Annotated in this window: 15 protein-coding genes and 3 pseudogenes; 13 read left to right on the top strand and 5 right to left on the bottom strand. The window is 67.6% G+C overall.

Annotation, left to right across the window (positions count from 1 at the left end; genetic code table 11):
- Positions 1 to 45: 45 nt before the first annotated feature.
- From EKG83_RS21045 to EKG83_RS47985, 7 genes and pseudogenes are all read left to right on the top strand, one after another.
- Positions 46 to 423 carry a TIR domain-containing protein gene (locus EKG83_RS21045; RefSeq protein ID WP_033429857.1) on the top strand — a complete coding sequence of 126 codons (378 nt, stop codon included), beginning with the start codon at positions 46 to 48 and terminating at the stop codon, positions 421 to 423.
- Between the two features lies 1 nt (position 424).
- Positions 425 to 1,378: a caspase family protein gene (locus tag EKG83_RS21040; protein WP_033429705.1), complete on the top strand. Its 954-nt coding sequence runs from the start codon at positions 425 to 427 to the stop codon at positions 1,376 to 1,378.
- Positions 1,378 to 1,851 (top strand): hypothetical protein, encoded by a 474-nt coding sequence (locus EKG83_RS21035; RefSeq protein WP_211269041.1) that lies wholly within the window; start codon positions 1,378 to 1,380, stop codon positions 1,849 to 1,851. Before EKG83_RS21040 ends, EKG83_RS21035 begins: the two co-directional genes overlap by 1 nt.
- Entirely contained in the window at positions 1,848 to 2,504 is a 657-nt protein-coding gene (locus EKG83_RS21030) for a DUF6338 family protein (protein WP_033429707.1), read from the top strand. The genes EKG83_RS21035 and EKG83_RS21030 overlap by 4 nt, the downstream gene beginning before the upstream one ends.
- A 1,016-nt stretch (positions 2,505 to 3,520) precedes the next feature.
- Positions 3,521 to 3,583: pseudogene (locus EKG83_RS50010) on the top strand (hypothetical protein); the annotation flags it as partial.
- A 169-nt stretch (positions 3,584 to 3,752) separates the two neighbouring features.
- Positions 3,753 to 3,953, top strand: a complete 201-nt coding sequence (locus EKG83_RS49675; protein ID WP_407690785.1) for a winged helix-turn-helix domain-containing protein — start codon at positions 3,753 to 3,755, stop codon at positions 3,951 to 3,953.
- Between the two features lie 244 nt (positions 3,954 to 4,197).
- On the top strand, positions 4,198 to 4,470 hold the full coding sequence (locus EKG83_RS47985; protein WP_228122735.1) for a transposase: 273 nt from the start codon (positions 4,198 to 4,200) through the stop codon (positions 4,468 to 4,470).
- A gap of 45 nt (positions 4,471 to 4,515) precedes the next feature.
- On the opposite strand, the gene EKG83_RS21015 is transcribed toward EKG83_RS47985, so the two are convergent.
- Complete coding sequence (locus EKG83_RS21015) at positions 4,516 to 7,323, bottom strand: TIR domain-containing protein (protein ID WP_033429708.1); 2,808 nt, start codon at positions 7,321 to 7,323, stop codon at positions 4,516 to 4,518.
- 118 nt (positions 7,324 to 7,441) lie between these two features.
- Here EKG83_RS21015 and EKG83_RS21010 point away from each other — a divergent pair, with 118 nt between their 5' ends.
- Positions 7,442 to 8,428, top strand: a complete 987-nt coding sequence (locus EKG83_RS21010) for a Vgb family protein (protein ID WP_051765240.1) — start codon at positions 7,442 to 7,444, stop codon at positions 8,426 to 8,428.
- Here EKG83_RS21010 and EKG83_RS21005 read toward each other — a convergent pair.
- Positions 8,340 to 9,023 carry a hypothetical protein gene (locus EKG83_RS21005; protein ID WP_153278257.1) on the bottom strand — a complete coding sequence of 228 codons (684 nt, stop codon included), beginning with the start codon at positions 9,021 to 9,023 and terminating at the stop codon, positions 8,340 to 8,342. The genes EKG83_RS21010 and EKG83_RS21005 overlap by 89 nt on opposite strands.
- A gap of 118 nt (positions 9,024 to 9,141) precedes the next feature.
- Here EKG83_RS21005 and EKG83_RS21000 point away from each other — a divergent pair.
- The 5 genes and pseudogenes from EKG83_RS21000 (at position 9,142) to EKG83_RS20980 (ending at position 14,210) form a co-directional block, all read left to right on the top strand.
- Positions 9,142 to 9,975: pseudogene (locus tag EKG83_RS21000) on the top strand (IS5 family transposase).
- Between the two features lie 276 nt (positions 9,976 to 10,251).
- Positions 10,252 to 11,118 (top strand): annotated as a pseudogene (locus tag EKG83_RS49670) (helix-turn-helix domain-containing protein); the annotation flags it as partial.
- Between the two features lie 619 nt (positions 11,119 to 11,737).
- A complete protein-coding gene (locus tag EKG83_RS20990) occupies positions 11,738 to 12,460 on the top strand; it encodes a tetratricopeptide repeat protein (protein WP_033429712.1) in 723 nt (240 codons plus the stop codon).
- Between the two features lie 11 nt (positions 12,461 to 12,471).
- Positions 12,472 to 13,722: an FAD-binding protein gene (locus tag EKG83_RS20985; protein WP_228122734.1), complete on the top strand. Its 1,251-nt coding sequence runs from the start codon at positions 12,472 to 12,474 to the stop codon at positions 13,720 to 13,722.
- Positions 13,723 to 13,832: 110 nt separating this feature from the next.
- A complete protein-coding gene (locus EKG83_RS20980; protein WP_153278256.1) occupies positions 13,833 to 14,210 on the top strand; it encodes a DUF6355 family natural product biosynthesis protein in 378 nt (125 codons plus the stop codon).
- Here EKG83_RS20980 and EKG83_RS20975 read toward each other — a convergent pair.
- From EKG83_RS20975 to EKG83_RS20965, 3 genes are all read right to left on the bottom strand, one after another.
- Positions 14,195 to 14,428 (bottom strand): transcriptional regulator, encoded by a 234-nt coding sequence (locus EKG83_RS20975; protein ID WP_322746679.1) that lies wholly within the window; start codon positions 14,426 to 14,428, stop codon positions 14,195 to 14,197. The two genes, EKG83_RS20980 and EKG83_RS20975, sit on opposite strands and share 16 nt — an antisense overlap.
- 113 nt (positions 14,429 to 14,541) lie before the next feature.
- Complete coding sequence (locus tag EKG83_RS20970; protein ID WP_153278255.1) at positions 14,542 to 14,811, bottom strand: zinc finger protein; 270 nt, start codon at positions 14,809 to 14,811, stop codon at positions 14,542 to 14,544.
- The gene (locus tag EKG83_RS20965) at positions 14,811 to 15,683 is read right to left on the bottom strand and encodes a helix-turn-helix domain-containing protein (RefSeq protein WP_194283045.1); all 873 of its coding nucleotides are present in this window, start codon (positions 15,681 to 15,683) and stop codon (positions 14,811 to 14,813) included. The genes EKG83_RS20970 and EKG83_RS20965 overlap by 1 nt, the downstream gene beginning before the upstream one ends.
- Positions 15,684 to 15,691: the final 8 nt, after the last annotated feature.

Genomic DNA, 15,691 nt, shown 5'->3' with positions numbered 1-15,691 from the left:
CAACCATAATCTGCGCCACAGGTGCGGAAGAAGCGGGAGAAGTTCATGTCCGGCAAGAAAACGGTGTTCATCGCCTTCGCCAAGGAGGACGAGGCAAGCCGTAACCTGTTCACGGGGCAGCGCGTGAGCGCGCGGACACCGTTCGAGTTCATCGACATGTCGGTGAAGGAGCCCTACGAGACGCAGTGGAAGGAGCGGGTGCGGACGCGTATTCGCCGATCCGATGGTGTGATCGCGCTAATCAGTGCCTCCACGCCACGCGCCACCGGAGAGTTGTGGGAGATTAAGTGCGCGGTGGAGGAGCGCAAGCCTCTGCTGGGCATTTGGTTGGAAGACTACCGGACCAAGCCCGCCGAGATGGGCAGCGCCCCGTGCAAGGCGTGGACGTGGGACACGGTCGCGCAGTTCATCGACGGGCTCTGAGATGCGGCGGGCACTGCTGGTCGGGATCGACCGCTACGACCACACCAGCGACTTGGGCGGGTGTGAGAACGACGCTCATGCGTTGCAACCCCTACTGTCGCGCAACGAGGACAACAGCCGCAACCTCGATTGCCGGTCCTTGATCGGCAGGGTGACCCGAGACGAACTGTTGGCTGCAGTCCAACAGTTGCTGGCGCCTGGGGCGGACTTCGCGCTGCTGTACTTCGCGGGCCACGGAAGGCCTGTGAGCGGGGACGTTGCCTTGGCCACCACCGACGGGCAGGGGAACACCCCTGGCGTTCGGTTCGGTGAGATCCTCGAGTTCGTCAAGAACTCCCCCGTCAGTGAGGTCGTAGTGATCCTGGACTGCTGCTTTTCCGGTGGCGCGGGCACAGTGTCCCTGCTTGCCGACAAGGCTGCAGTCCTGCGCAACGGCGTGTCCATCCTGACCGCCAGTCGTTCCGACCAGACCTCCGATGAACTGAACGGGCGGGGGATCTTTTCCACCTACCTGGAGGGCGCTCTCGACGGCGGGGCGGCCGACGTGCTGGGCCACGTCACCGTGGCCGGTCTGTACGCCTACCTGTCGGAGTCCTTCGGGGCCTGGGATCAGCGTCCCACCTTCAAGACCAACGTCGACCGGCTCCACCCGTTGCGCAGCTGCAAACCCGACGTGCCCGTGACGACGCTTCAGCAATTGACCACCTGGTTCCCCACACCCGACCACGAGTTCCCCCTCGACCCCACCTATGAGCCAGACAAGAGCCAAAGCGGTCTACCGCCGCACCCCGAGCATGAAGAGGTGTTTAGGCAGCTCCAGCTGTGCCGTGCGAGCAAGCTTCTCGAGCCCGTCGGGCACGAGCACATGTACTACGCCGCGATGCAGAATCTTGGCTGTCGTCTCACCCCGCTGGGCAAGCACTACTGGCACATGGTTGACAAAGGATACCTATGATGATCATCGGGATCAGCGGGCACCAGAACCTGCCCGAGGCTGCGCGTCGTCGCGCCGAGGATGACATACGGGCGCTGCTGAGGGGGCAGCACGAGCCGTTCACCGGCATGGCGAGTCTGGCGGAGGGAGCCGACCAGCTGTTCGCAGAGCTGGTGCTCGCCGCCGGGGGCAAGCTGCACGCCGTCATACCCTCACTCGCCTACGAGACCACCTTCCGAGGAAACGCCCTCGATACCTACCTTCGACTGCTCGACGCCGCGGCGGACACCACCCGACTGCCCTTCGATGTGCCCGACGAATCTGCCTACCACGCGGCGGGCAACTACATCGTCGAGCACTGTGACCTGCTGGTGGCTGTCTGGGACGGGCAACCTGCCCGCGGCTTAGGCGGCACGGGCGACGCGGTCGCCCACGCCCGCATGCTCGGCCGCGAGGTGCTGGTGAGCTGGCCACAGGGCGTGCAACGCGCATGATCGCCACGTTCCAAGGTCTGCTGGTTGCCTTGCTCGCGCTGCTGCCCGGCGCGTCCTACACCTTCGCCTACGAGCGAGTCGCAGGCAGCTACGGCATCAGCTTCTCCGACCGCCTGATCCGGTTCCTGGCATCCTCGGCGCTGCTGCACGCCGTCTTCGCCGCCCCTGAGCACCTGCTCTATCGGTACCTCGTCGTCGAGAAGCGACTTCAGAACGGCACCGTGACCTGGTGGTTGCTGGAAGTCGTCGCCCTGACCTACGTCCTGCTGCCTACCGCAGTGGGCAGCCTGGTCGGCTGGGGACACAAGACCCACAAGAAGTGGGCCGTCGCCCTGGTCGGCGACGCCCCCGAGCCTCGGGCCTGGGACTACCTCTGGCGCCACGCCGTGCAGGCCATCGTCCTGATCAGACTCAAGTCTGGAACCTGGCTGGCCGGATACTTCGGCCGCACCCCCGACGGGCGCTACTCCTACGCAGCCGGCCACCCTGAAGAGGGCGACCTCTATCTCGCCCTGGCCTTCGTCGTTGATCAAGCGACCGGCGAGCTCACCCTCGATAGAGAAAACAAGCCCACGCCCGTCCCGGGCGAGCGCGGGCTCCTGGTCCGCTGGGCCGAGATCGAGTACATCGACATCAAGGAGTACAGAACATGAGCAAGACACGGGACAACCAGGACACCCCCAGGAATCCCGCCGACGAGCGAGTTAACGAAAGCCAGAAGCGCGGGGGCTACATCGCTCCCAACACCCCTTTCAATCTCCCGACAATGCCAGCTGGCCCCGGGCAAGGCGGCCAAAAGGAAGGCGAGTCCACCCCACCTGCCAGCACCAAGGACTGAACCTGCGGACGCGACGAGACCCGCAGATGGCGCAACCCGGTCACCCGGCCCGTCCAGGTGATGGGCTGTGGTCCACGCCGTGGACGGCCGCGCTTGGCGTCGAATGCGGGCTCAGCCGCGCTTGCAGTGTCCATACCTGATGGGCCTGAGGGCAGTCTGGCTTCTGCTCACCGCCGCAACTGAACGTGCGGGTCGTTCCACGACCCTTCACCGATGCAGCTCTCCGGGACTTGCAGGTCAGGATAGGCGCGACGCAGATCGGCGACCTCGTCGTCCAGATCGTCGGCGGCGTCGATCCTGCACCAGGCCCTCGCAGTCGAGTCGTGTCAGCACCATCACCGCCAAGGCGCACCAGAAACCAGCACGACACCGTCGGCCACGCCCAAAGCGGTAGCCGAACCGCGCTTCCAGTCCGCCGGGCTTGGGCCGTAAGCCAGATCCGTCCCGTTAGTGGTTCCTCACGGCGACAGTGGTGTGCGGCGGGCCCCTCCGCTCGCCGAACTGATGACATGCGAAGAGGCGCGCCCTCGGACTCGAAGAGCGCTATTCAGAAATGTTAACCTGCGGAGATAGCGCAACAGCCCTGCCTGGGTAGGGTCGGTTTCCTTCCACAGAACCCGATCCCTCACCCAAGACAGGGCTGTTGCGCTACCACTCTACTGATCTTCAATTCGTGTTATCGTTGGTGCTGACATATCTTGATCGTTGCGGTATGCCGGTGGGATGCGGTATGCGCAGGGTGGTGGGATGACCGCCGAGCGGCGGGAGTTCCGGGAACGGCTGCGCCTGTAGGCGGCCGAGCGGTTTGCCGCAGGCGAGGAGAACGCAGCGATCGCCAAAGACCTGCGGGTCAGCGTGCGGTCGGTGCAGCGGTGGCGACGGTCCTGGATTGCGGGCGGTCCCCGGGCATTGGCCTCGGCCGGAGCAGCGTCGTTGCCCCGGCTGGACGAGGCGAAGTTCGCCCGGCTGGAACAGGAGTTGCGCAAAGGACCGACGGCGCACGGCTGGCCGGACCAGATCTGGACGCTGTCGCGGATCAGGACCCTGATTGGGCGCCGGTTCCATGTGGGCTACACGGTGCAGGGGGGTTCACCTGCTGTTGCGGCGGCACGGCTGGACGCGCCAGGTGCCGGTGCGGCGGGCGGTGGAACGCGACGACCAGGCGGTGGCCGACTGGGGGAAGGACACGTGGCCGCAGGTGGAAGCACCGCGGCGGCGCTCGACGCCTGGATTGTCTTCGAGGACGAGTCCGGGATGTCGATGACGCCGCCCACTGCCCGCACTTAGGCACCGCGTGGCCGCACCCCGGTGGTCCGGGTGCGCACCAGGCTGCGCCGCCGACTGTCGGTCGCGGCCCTGGCCTGCTACAAGCCTGGCGAGCGCTCGCGGCTGATCCACCGGCCCCGGCTGGACACCGGACGCGGAGGGCGCCGCAGCTTCGCCTGGACCGACTACCGCGACCTGCTCGTAGCCGCCCACCGCCAACTCGGCGGGCCGATCGTGCTCGTGTGGGACAACCTGCCCACCCACCGCTCCGACGAGATGCTCGCCTTCATCGACGGCACGGACTGGTTGACCGGCTTCCGGCCTACGCGCCCGACCTCAACCCGGTCGAGGGCATCTGGTCGGTGCTGCGGCGTCGCTGGTTGTCCAACGTCGCCTTCACCACCCTCGACCATCTCGTTCGGACGGTCCGACAGGGCCTACGCAAGATCCAGTACCGCAGCGACATCATCAACGGCTGCCTCACCGGCACCGGTCTCCAATTCCACCCCACCTGACCTCGACCGACACCACGAATTGAAGGTCAGTAAGCCCTAATTTAGTCATCGACACATCAAGTCTTCCGGCACTGGTTCGCCGACCAGCATGTTCCACTCATCGGCACGCAGGTCCCGGCCCGCCGTCGCACAGGCGGTACGCACCATCGTCTCGTCGGAGATGTCGCGGTGCACCGCCCTCCCGAGGCCGGTGCCAGCTCCCTCGGTCACCGTGACGAGCCGGATGCCGTCACCGGAGAACGCGACACCCACCCGACCTCCAGACAAGGTTGCAGGGAGCGGGCCGAGGACGGCTCCGGTGTCCAGGTCCGCCACGACGATGGTCCCATCGTCACGTGTGCGGGCCACCAGCGAACCGTTGGAGGCGGGCCGGTACACGAAGCCGCGGTCACCCGCGACGGTCCCGCGGCGCTCCCCGCCCCGCTCGTCCCAGATTTCCAGGTCCCCGGACTTCCGCTGCACCAGCAGACGACCAGGCACGAACACTAGGTACCTCACGTCGCGCAACGCGATCTCGCCGACGGTGACTCCGGTGTGCGCCGCGCGGATCATCACAGAGTCCTCGTCGGCTACCGCGACCAGATCAGCAGTCGAACTGATCGCCGCCGCTTGGACTCGAGGGGCCCTGGGGGCGGGCGGCGCGTCCGGATCAGGTAACACCCTGCGGGTGGCGGCGGTCGAGAGGTCGATCAGTTCGATCCCGCCGTCGTCCTCGACGACCACCACCTGACGAGTGTCGGCAGTCAGTGCCGCCGACAACACACCCTCGCCGCGCTGCCCTGCCGGTACACCGCGAACGGAGACCGGCCACCCATCGGGTACTGATACCTCCGTTCCTCCCAGCGGTGGCTGCACGAGCACTGTGGCGAGGCTGCCATCCCGTTCCCACACCGCCGGGCCGTACCGGCCGGGCAGGCCGAGATTGGGCAGGGTGCGGATGTCCTGCGGCTGTGCTGTCGGACCGGCCACGCCGCCCCACCCGGAGCCGTCGATGACCACTAGGCGCGAGCCGTCGGGCGACACCGCGACGTCCGGCGGGCCACATGCGTTGCACCCGGCGGATACCTCGATCGGGAAGGTGTGGCTGATTCGATCGGTCTGCGCCAGATCCCACACCGCCACCCGGTTGCCCGACGCGGAAACGAGTTTCGTGCCATCCGTGCCGAGGAACCGCAGGCCCTGCCGCGTGATCGTGCCCGTTCCGGTCAGCCGGATGGGTTCCGCCGATGGAGTGCCAGCTTGCCGCACAGGTGCGACGTAAATGGTGTTGTCCTCGGCGACTGCGATGTAAGAGGCGTTTGCGCTGAGCTCGATCGCCTCCGGGGTTTTGATCGGCGCATTCGCGGTAAGGTCGGGAGCATCGAATTCGGTCGGCCGATCGGTGCTCCACACACGGAACGTGTCGGCGCCGTTGCTGTAGCTGAAAGCGCGGCCGTCCGCCGACGCGGTAACGCCATAGTTCGCGGTGCCAAAACCTGCGGAAGAACCCGATAGCATCGACCAATCCGCGAGTCGCCTGCGTTCCCACTGGCCATACGCGCTGTCGATGAGGAACGTCTCCTCATCGGAGGTCGTGATCAGGTCGACTGCAAGCGGGCGTTCGCCGCCCTGATCGTGGTCCACGCTGCGCAGCACGTCGCCGTCGAGCGCGAGGACGTTGGTCATCGCCCGTCCCGCGTACACCTTCTCCCCTGTCGACATCACCGCCGTGCGGCCCGACAGCGACACGGCGACCGCGCGGACTTCCCACCCTGGGCGTACCGGGATCGACTCCACCGGTCGGCCCGGTCGCATCAGATGGGAGGTGTCGCCATCGGTTGCGATCACGGTACCGCCGTCGGCGCTCACCGACAGGCTGCGCGGTTCGTCGTCCAATGTGAGAAGCAGCTCGGGAACGCTGTCGGCGAGGCGCCACCGCAGCACCGCCCCGCCGCGCAGACCGACGACGACCGTGCCTCCGTCTGCACTGGCGGTGAGTTGGACGACATCCGCGTCGAACGGCAGCATGCGTACCAGCGACCCGCTCGCGGTGACGGCACGGAACAGCGCGCCCCTGGTCTGCGGACTGGGATCGGCGCGAAAAGCCTTGACCGCCAACAGGTTAGCTACATCCAGGTTCGCGGCCAGTTGGCTGTCGGACGCGGCAGCGAGCTTGCGCGCCAAGGCGATCCGCGCCTCAGAATCGGCCTTGTTCCCTTGCACGATGGCGCTGATCCCCAAGGTCAGGACAAGAGCGGAGAACAGGGCCACCGCTGTGACAGTTCTGCGGCGCGCCCGGCGCCGCTGTCGTTCGTCCTCGTCGTGCAGCTCATCCTTATCTACGCGGTAGAGACTCGCCGCAATCGTCAGGGCGGCGTCGCGCACCCGCGCAGCCCGCTCTCGCCGGGCGCGCCTACCGTTCGCCGTGACGGCGACATCTTTCCAGTGCGGCTCCGAGGTAAACCAGCCAGCCAGGTCAGGCGGCACGGCGTTGCTGTCCGCTCCTAGGTCGAAGTCCTTACCCTGCCAGGAGATCGTCCCATCGACGCGCATGATGAAGAAGGTCGAGCGATCCCGGTTCTCCCGCCAGAACCGGACCTCCCGCCGCACCCAAAACGACTTCGCTGCTCCAGGTGAGGCCAGCAGGATGAAGTGGCGGGATCGTCGCAGTTCCTGCTCGATCGATCCCCACAGGCTTTCCGACATAAGCGAATTGGTCTCGTCTCGATAGATCCGAAGCACACTACGCTCGTACCACGGTCGCCCAACTCGGCGAATCAGGCGTTGCAGGCGCGCTGCCGTCCCGTCGTCAGCCCCGTGGTTGTAGGAGATGAACGCGTCGTATCCCTGCGGCTCGCTGCTCTCCACCGGCATCCGTTCTCGCTGAAGTAGTACCGGGGAGGTCGTCGGCGAGGCACAACGCGTTACGCGGGTAACGGCAGCAGTCCTCGGCACGACGTCAGTGCCTGAACGGGCTCACCAGGAGGCGACCATGTTCCGGACGATGTTGATGCCGATGTTGCTGGCAGCCGGTGCGCTGCTGACCGCGTGCACGGGTTCCGCTCTGCCAACCGTTGGACCCGCAGCCGAGGAGGTGAAGGTCATCGCGATACGGCTACCCGAGGGGACGTTCCCGCGGTTCCCGACCGTCGCACCCGACGGCACCGTGTGGTGCAGCGAGAGCTCCGGCGAGGCTATCGCGCGCATCGGCACCGACGGCTCGGTCAGCCATGTGCGCATCCCTGGTAGTTCAAATAGCCCGGCCGACGTCGTGCACGGTCCCGACGGCCTGATCTGGTTCGTCGGGTTCCAGGTGATCGGCCGGATCACCGCCGATCAACAGCTGGAGGGTTGGGAGGACCGTCGCATTGGGTTGCCCAAGGCCATGGCCTCCGGGCCGGACGGAGCTCTCTGGTACACCAACGAGAAGGAACCACCGACGATCAGCCGGATCACGCCGACGGGATCAATCACCCACCACCCGATTCAGACCACCGGGTCCTCCCCGACGATGCCCGGCATTACCACCGGCCCTGACGGCGCCCTCTGGTTCATCGAGACGTCCTTCTTCCCCGAAGGCCCGCGGGGCATCGGCCGGATGACCACGGGCGGCGAGTACCGCCGCTGGGCACTCTCCGACGCCATGACCGGCCCCAGCCGCATCACCGCCGGTCCCGACGACGCCCTATGGTTCACCACGGACCGGGCTATCGGCCGCATCACCGTCGACGGGACCATCAGCGACTTCCCCATCCCACCAGGCACCCGACCGTTCGACATCACTTTCGGTCTTGACGGGGCGCTATGGTTCACCACCGACCAAGGCAGCATCGGCCGCCTCACCACCTCCGGTCAGATGACGCTGCACCCAATCGACGGCGCCGAGCAGCTCATCGGCCTCGCCTCCGCCCAGGACGGCTCCCTGTGGATCGCCGACGGCAAGGCCGACACGCTCTGGCACTACACGCCCACACGGTGACCCTGTGGCACTTGCAGGTCATCATCGCTGATAGACGGGAGCTGATATGCGCTTGAGAGCACCGATCCAGCTCTACGACCTCGACGCGGCCATCGGCGATGACCAGGGCGTCGCACGGGCTCGACGCTGCGTTGACCACCATGACGGGCCCGTGGTCGCCGACCGCCCGGAGCCGGTCGAACGACGGTGCGTGCAGGCAGTCCGGGAATCCGTCCTCCCGCACGGACGCGACCAGGCGGTCCCACTCGGTGACCAACGCGGTACGCCGGTCCGCATCACCCGTCGAACCGTCCAGCGCGGTCCTCAGCCGCTCCAACCGGGAGATGGTCTCGGGTAGGATCTCGGCCCGGTCCCGGCGGACGCCGACCACCTGGTTCCACAACACGGAACGCCCCTGCTCCAGCAGTTCGACCGCGCGCTCCGGCAGGCCGGCGGAGATCGCCGCGGCAGCCGCCTCGCTCGCGACGCCACCGAACCTGGTCAGCAGCAGTTCCTGGTCATGGCGACTCAGGTCACGCCAGGCAAGGGTGTCCAGCAGTTCGACGGCGTGCTCGTAGCCCTCCACCGCGGCCCGGTAATCGCCCACCTCGGCCATCAGCTCGCTCCACGTCTTCCCCGCACACGCGGGGGTGGTCCGTACTGAGCGGACGAGGTCGCCCCTTAGACCACATCTCATTTGGGGTGCGGTCGGGCGGCCGATGTCTCGATCATCGATGAACGACGTGGAGAAGTGGTGCCCGGAGCCGTTGTGGCTGTTGGCGAAGCCGCTGTTGCCCGACGCGCCGCAACGCCACCAGGGCGGCGGCCGGCGTCGGCCGGACGACCGGACCGTGTTGGCGGCCATCCTGCTACGTGCTGCGGACCGGGTGTGCCTGGTCGGCGTTGCCCGCCTCGTTCGGGATCGGTTCCCCCACCGCGCATCGCCGGTTCACCGAGTGGGTCGAGGCGGACGTGTTCGCCCGGCCGCACCGGGCGACGCCGGACCTGCTCGGTGTCGCCGGGGCGATCGACTGCTCGCGGGCGTCGGTGGACAGCATGCACGTCCGTGCGGTCAAAGGGGGGGCCTGACCGGCCCGAGCCCGGTCGCCCGGGGCAAACCAGGCTCGAAGATCCACGCGATGGGCGACCGCGGCGGCCTGCCGCCGACCGTGGTTGTCTCGTCGGCCGACCGCAACGACCACCTGTTGTTCGAGGCCGTGGTGGACGCCGTGACCCCGATCAAGGGGCCCGTCGGACGTCCTCGTCGTCGGCCGCGCACGCTGCACGCGGACAAGGGCTACGACTGTCCGACCTGCCGGAACGGGTTACGCAGGAGGGGCGTCACCGCCCGGATCGCCCGCCGCGGCATCGAGTCCGCCAAGCGGCTGGGCCGCCACCGGTACGTCATCGAACGGACCCTGGAGTGGGTTTCCCGGTTCCGACGCCTGGCCCGCCGCTACGAGCGCAAGGCCGCCCACTTCATGGCGTTCGCCCAACTTGCCCGCGCGGTGATCTGCTACCGCCGAGCCGTCAAGCTGGACCTGCTGACCCACAACAACCCCAAATGAGATTTGGTCTTACCTCCGCTGCCCCTCCCACGTAGCGGGGCGTCCAGTGGCGTTGGACCTGCCGACACCAGAGATGTCGACAGGCGGCGTGACCGCATGAACCACACCTCAGACAGCCCGCCGTTCACTCGATGGTGGTGTCTTGAGGCCGGTTAGCCCACCGGCCCCCGCCCCACCCGCATATCCTGAACTCCTCTTGATCACCGACAACGACACCACAACAGTCGCCAACGGTGATGTGCTCCCCAGGAGCGCAGCAGGGGGAGGGTGCGTCGAATGAGCGGAACAACGAACACCACGGAGGCGCCCGGCCCGACGCAGTCCTTCGGCGAGGAGCTGCGCAGGCTTCGCGGAACGATGACCATCCGACGCCTGGCCGAACCGATCCACTTCAGCTCAGGCCACATCAGCAACGTCGAACACGGCACCAAACTGCCCACCGAGGACTTCGCCAAGGCCTGCGACACGGCATTGGCGACCGGCGGCGCCCTCCTCACCCTGTTCCTGCGCACCTCCACCCGAACCACCCACACCAGAGGCACCCGACCAGCACAACTCCCACCCTCACCACGCCTCGTCGGCCGCACCGACGTCCTGAAGGCGCTGGACGAACACCTCTGGCAACACCAGGACACCGACTCCGCCGGCGTCATCGCCCTGGACGGCCAAGCCGGCGTGGGCAAGACCTCCCTGGCAGTCGCCTGGGCACACCAGGTCAAAGCGCTCTTCCCCGACGGCGTCTTCTTCGTCGACCTGCACGGCTACTCCCCCGAAGCCGCCCCTGTCGACACCGCCGAAGTGCTGGAGGACATCCTCAAAGCCCTCGGCGTCCCACCCGACACCATGCCCGCCACCGCGGAACGCCGCTCGGCCCTCCTACGCACAAGGCTGGACGGTTCACGCACCCTGCTCGTCCTGGACAACGCAGCCCGCGCGGAACAAGTCACCCCGTTCATCCCAGCCACCTCCGGCTGCCTGGTCCTGGTCACCAGCAGACAACGCCTGTCCGCCCTGGCCGTACGCCACGGCGCCCGCTGCCTGACCATCGACCCGTTCGACAACCCCGACGCCCTCGCACTGCTGCGGCAAGTCGTCGGCACCACACGCATCGACACCGACCCCACAGCCGCCCACCGCATCGTCGAACTCTGCGGGGGCCTCCCCCTGGCGGTGCGGGTCGCAGCCGAACGCATCGCGGCCAGCCGACACCTGACCCTCGAAGGTCTCGCCGAGGATCTGTCGGACGTCAACCAGCGCCTCAACGTCCTCTCCCCCAGCGACGTCGCCGTGCGCGCCGTGTTCTCCTGGTCCTTCCACGCCCTCGCCCCCAAGGCCACCCGCCTGTTCCGCCTCCTGAGCCTGCACCCAGGCCGCGACTTCGGCGTCGACTCGGCATCAGTGCTCACCGGCTACCCACCCGCCGAGACCACTCACCTGCTCGACACCCTCACCAATGGGCACCTCCTCCAGGAAACCGGCCACCGCCGCTTCCGCTTCCACGACCTGCTGCGGGACTACGCCACCGAGCAGGCACTCTCCGGAGAACCAGCCGAGGACATCACCGCAGCCAGGCACCGCATCCTCCGGTGGTACCTCCAGGCGGCGACGTCAGCGAACCGAACCATGTCGCCCAACCGGCCGTTCCCCCAGTTCACCACAACCGGCTCACCGACCTTCGCCACGTCCAACGACGCCGTGCGGTGGTGCGAGGCTGTCGACCTACCTCTACCGACGCAACCCGTGGAGCACCTGGCTCACACCGTTGAACGCGAGCCTGGCCCAAGCCCGACGACAGCAAGACCTCGCCGCCCAGGCATGGATCCTGACCAACCTCGGCAACGGTCACCTCGACCAACACCGGTTCGACGAGGCGATGCAGTGCTTCACCGAAACACTGAAACTCTGCCACCAACTCGACGACCACAGCGGCCAGATGTGGGCCTACATCGGCATCGGCCGCGTGCACCAAGCCGGCAACGAGCACCACCTCGCCGCCGAGCACTACGAACTCGCCCAAACCACCTCCTCACAGCTGGGCGGACGGTGGCCGTGGGCAATCGCGACCTCCTACCTCGCCGACGCCCACCGCGCCCTGGGCAAGTACGACGCCGCACTCGACAGCCTGGAACAGACCGCCGCCACCCTGCGCGAACTCGGTGACCACCAAGCCGAGAGCTGCGCGCTCAACAAGATCGCCGACGTCCACCACGACCTGGGCGACCTCCACAACACCCTCGCCTACCTCGAACAGGCACTGGCCGCCAGCGTCTCGGTAGCCGACCTCTGGGGACAGGCGGCGTTCCAGCACAAGCTGGGCGACGTCCACCACGAACTCGACGAACACGACGAAGCACGTCAAGCGTGGGAGAACGCGGTACAACTGTTCGAGGCGCTGGGCGACGCGCGAGCCACCGGCATCCGCGCCCAACTGGCCCTGCTGGTCACCGAGACCGTTCCGGCCCCGCGGCAGGAATGCCGCACCTGAGGAGGGTGCCCGTGCCCGACCCCACCCCCTGGCACCCAGCCCTCAACCAGCACGACCTCCTGACCACCGACGACGCCGCGCTCACCGAGGCCGCCGACGACTTCGGCCGAACCACGACCCCCGCCCGCCCGCTCGCCGTCGCCCGCCCCACCTCGGCCGACGACATCAGCGCCATCCTGCGCTTCGCCACCAAGCACGACCTCCTCATGGTCCCCCAAGCAGAGCGCCACTCCACCGCAGGCCAAGCCCAAGCGCCCAACGGGATCGCGCTGGACATGCGCGGCCTGAACACCATCCACGACATCACCGACGACCGCGTCGTGGTCGACGCTGGCGCACGATGGAGCCAGATCCTCGACGCCACCCTGCCCCTCGGCGCCGCTCCCCCGGTCCTGACCGACTACCTGGACCTGTCGGTCGGCGGCACCCTCTCGGTCGGCGGCATCAGCGGCGCCACCCACCAGCACGGCCTCCAGACCGACAACGTCCTGGAACTCGACGCCGTCACCCCCGACGGCACCCGCGTCACCTGCTCACCAACCCTGAACCCCGACCTGTTCAACGCCCTCCGCGGCGGCAAGGGCCGCCATGGCGTGATCGTGCGGGCGACGCTGCGCCTGATCCCCGCCCACTCCCACGCCCGCTGGTTCCGCCTGCGCTACGACCACCTCGCCACCTTCCTCGCCGACCAGCGAACCCTGATGACCGAAGGACGCTTTCACCACCTGGAAGGGCAGGCCAAACCGCAGGCCAACGGGACCTGGACCTACTGCATCGACGGCGTCGCGTACTTCACCCAACCCGACGCCCCAGCGGAGAACCGCCTGCTCACGGGCCTCGCGGACAACCGTGACGCCCTGGAGGCCAACGACCTCACCTACCACGGGTTCCAGAACCGCCTGGCCGACGACGTGGCCCTGCTGCGCACCCTCGGCCCGTGGCAGCACCCCCACCCGTGGCTCAACCTGTTTCTCCCAGACCACGCCGCCGAGCAGACCCTGGCCGAGATCTTGTCCGCGCTCGGCCCTCAAGACATCGGTGAGAGCGGCGTCGTCATCATCTACCCGGTGCCACGCGCACGGATCAGCACACCGCAAGTCCGGCTTCCCGCCACACCGACAGCTTTCCTGTTCTCCATCCTGCGCGCCGCACCACCGGACGACCCGATCGCCCTGCGAAGGATGCTGGAGGACAACCGCACGCTCCAACAACAGGTCATGTCGACAGGCGGAACCGTCTACCTCGGCGAACCGGACAGATAAAAACAGGCCGTATTCCTATTCTTTCCTATTCGAAAACCCGAAAATCTTCCGACGCGCTCGAATTCGCCGGATGCTCGTGATCGCCACTCCACTCGAACCGAGGAGCGATCATGACCACCACGACACGTCGACGCACCACCCGAGCCCGCCTCGCAGCTGCCGCCGTAGCAGCACTCGCCGCCATGCTCAGCACCTCGCCAGCCACGGCACAGGACCTGCCGAGGAGCGAGGGCTGCGGCTTCCGGCACGTCAACCCCGACCACCACGGCGGTGCCACCGCGCTGTACATCCACTGCGCCGACTCGTTCATCCTCATCCGCGTCGACACCGCAGACGGCAGCCGTCACCAGTGCGTCGATCCCTGGGGCTCCGTGCGCTTCTACCCGAACATGCACGTCAGCAACGCTTACTACGTCCCGATCCCGCCAAGGCTGTTGACCGCGTCCGACGGCAGCCTGATCTGCTCCCTGACTCAACCGCCCGCCTGAACGCGAAGCCTGTCCAACTCCGCCTCCGTCGGGTTGTCGAGGACCACTTCGAACAGGTCCTCGAAGCGGAGCGGGGCGAGCACGGTCAGCGCTCCGGCGATGAACGCCGGACCGGGCTGGAGCACGCCCGCCACGACGCGCGTGACGGTGGAGCGGTTGAGCCCCATCGCTCTGGCCAGCGCGTAATCCGACCGGAAGTTCGCGTTCGTGGCGGCCATGGTGAAGACCCTGACCCGCAGTTTGACAGTGCCGGACATCGTGGTCCCATTCCTGGAGCGAGCGGGGTCGGGAGTCCTGCGCTCCCGACCCCGCGTCAACGGCAATCGGCGGTTCAGGCGTGAGCCACGGCCCTGCCCCCACCTCGCGTGCTCGCATGGGAAGTACGCGGACGTGGGAACAGCGGGATGCCTTCGTGCTGTCGCCACACGGTGTCGCAGGTGGTGCAGGTGGGCCAGCACCACTGCGTTTTGGTGGGGTGTGCGGCGGGGATGGTCAGTTCCTCGCCGCACAGGGTGGCGGTGTCCTCGAAGGCGACCGCGTCCTCTTTCACGGCGTGGCGTTGGCCGTCGTGGGGCAGCCAGCGGAACGGGCGTATCGACATCAGTGGCTCCCCCGGTCGTAGCGGTCGGCCCAACGGGCCAACCGCTCGTGCGACTCATCCGGACCGAGCGCCAACACGCCCAACCGCCACATCTTGAGGTGGTACTCGGCCACCACCTTTGGGTCGTCGTGGAAGACGGTGGCGGTGTCGGTCTCGGCGCAGGCGACCGGTCGGATCGGGTCGGGGAAGGTCATCAGGGTCGCCGGGTGCCGCAGCCTGGTTCGCGTCCCCGTAGTCATGGGCACCAGGCGCACGGTGACGCCGGGCCAGCCGCACATCAGCGTCAGGTGCAGCGCCTGGTCGCGCATGACCACCGGGTCGTCCAGCCCCATGTGCAGTGCGGCCTCGTGCACGTAGAGCAGCACCCGCGGGCCGTTGACCGCGTGCAGCACCCGCTGCCGCTTCATCCGGGCACCGACCTGATCCTGGTCGTCGATCAGGGCGCGGGCGTAGTCCTCGGTCTGACCCAGTGCCGGAACGGTGAAGGGCTCGTAGGCGGTGACGGTGGCCGCGTTGGCCTCGTGGAGGGTCAGCACGGTCAGGGCGTCCGGGCAGGGGGTGTGCAGCCGCAGGAAGTTGTGGATGTCCGCCCGCTGGTCGGCCAACGCCAGCACGCGGTCCCGGGTGGCCTTGTCCACGCCATAGCGGCCGATCAGAATGCCGATCTCCCACAGGCTGGTGCCCCGGCTGCCCAGTTCCAACTTGCTCAGCTTCCCCGCCGACCAACCCAACCCCTTGGCGACCCTCGGCAGGGCCAGCCCGGCTTGGCGGCGGATCCGGCGCAGCTCCTCGCCCAGCTCCCTGCTGCGGGCGGTGGTCAACCGCGCCCAGCTATTCCCGGCAGCGTGCTCGGCGCTCTTCTCGGTGTCCATCGGCATTC

Origin of the sequence: Saccharothrix syringae (assembly GCF_009498035.1) — a bacterium.
Classification (GTDB): domain Bacteria; phylum Actinomycetota; class Actinomycetes; order Mycobacteriales; family Pseudonocardiaceae; genus Actinosynnema; species Actinosynnema syringae.
This window is presented reverse-complemented; position numbering and strand designations above follow the sequence as displayed.

Coding starts and splice junctions, on each gene's coding strand:
- EKG83_RS20980 (WP_153278256.1), top strand. CDS start 13,833: ATGACCACCACGACACGTCGACGCACCACCCGAGCCCGCCTCGCAGCT.
- EKG83_RS21045 (WP_033429857.1), top strand. CDS start 46: ATGTCCGGCAAGAAAACGGTGTTCATCGCCTTCGCCAAGGAGGACGAG.
- EKG83_RS21010 (WP_051765240.1), top strand. CDS start 7,442: ATGTTCCGGACGATGTTGATGCCGATGTTGCTGGCAGCCGGTGCGCTG.
- EKG83_RS20970 (WP_153278255.1), bottom strand. CDS start 14,811: ATGTCGATACGCCCGTTCCGCTGGCTGCCCCACGACGGCCAACGCCAC.
- EKG83_RS21030 (WP_033429707.1), top strand. CDS start 1,848: ATGATCGCCACGTTCCAAGGTCTGCTGGTTGCCTTGCTCGCGCTGCTG.
- EKG83_RS21040 (WP_033429705.1), top strand. CDS start 425: ATGCGGCGGGCACTGCTGGTCGGGATCGACCGCTACGACCACACCAGC.
- EKG83_RS21015 (WP_033429708.1), bottom strand. CDS start 7,323: ATGCCGGTGGAGAGCAGCGAGCCGCAGGGATACGACGCGTTCATCTCC.
- EKG83_RS21035 (WP_211269041.1), top strand. CDS start 1,378: ATGATCATCGGGATCAGCGGGCACCAGAACCTGCCCGAGGCTGCGCGT.
- EKG83_RS49675 (WP_407690785.1), top strand. CDS start 3,753: ATGTGGGCTACACGGTGCAGGGGGGTTCACCTGCTGTTGCGGCGGCAC.
- EKG83_RS20965 (WP_194283045.1), bottom strand. CDS start 15,683: ATGGACACCGAGAAGAGCGCCGAGCACGCTGCCGGGAATAGCTGGGCG.
- EKG83_RS21005 (WP_153278257.1), bottom strand. CDS start 9,023: ATGGCCGAGGTGGGCGATTACCGGGCCGCGGTGGAGGGCTACGAGCAC.
- EKG83_RS20975 (WP_322746679.1), bottom strand. CDS start 14,428: ATGGCCGCCACGAACGCGAACTTCCGGTCGGATTACGCGCTGGCCAGA.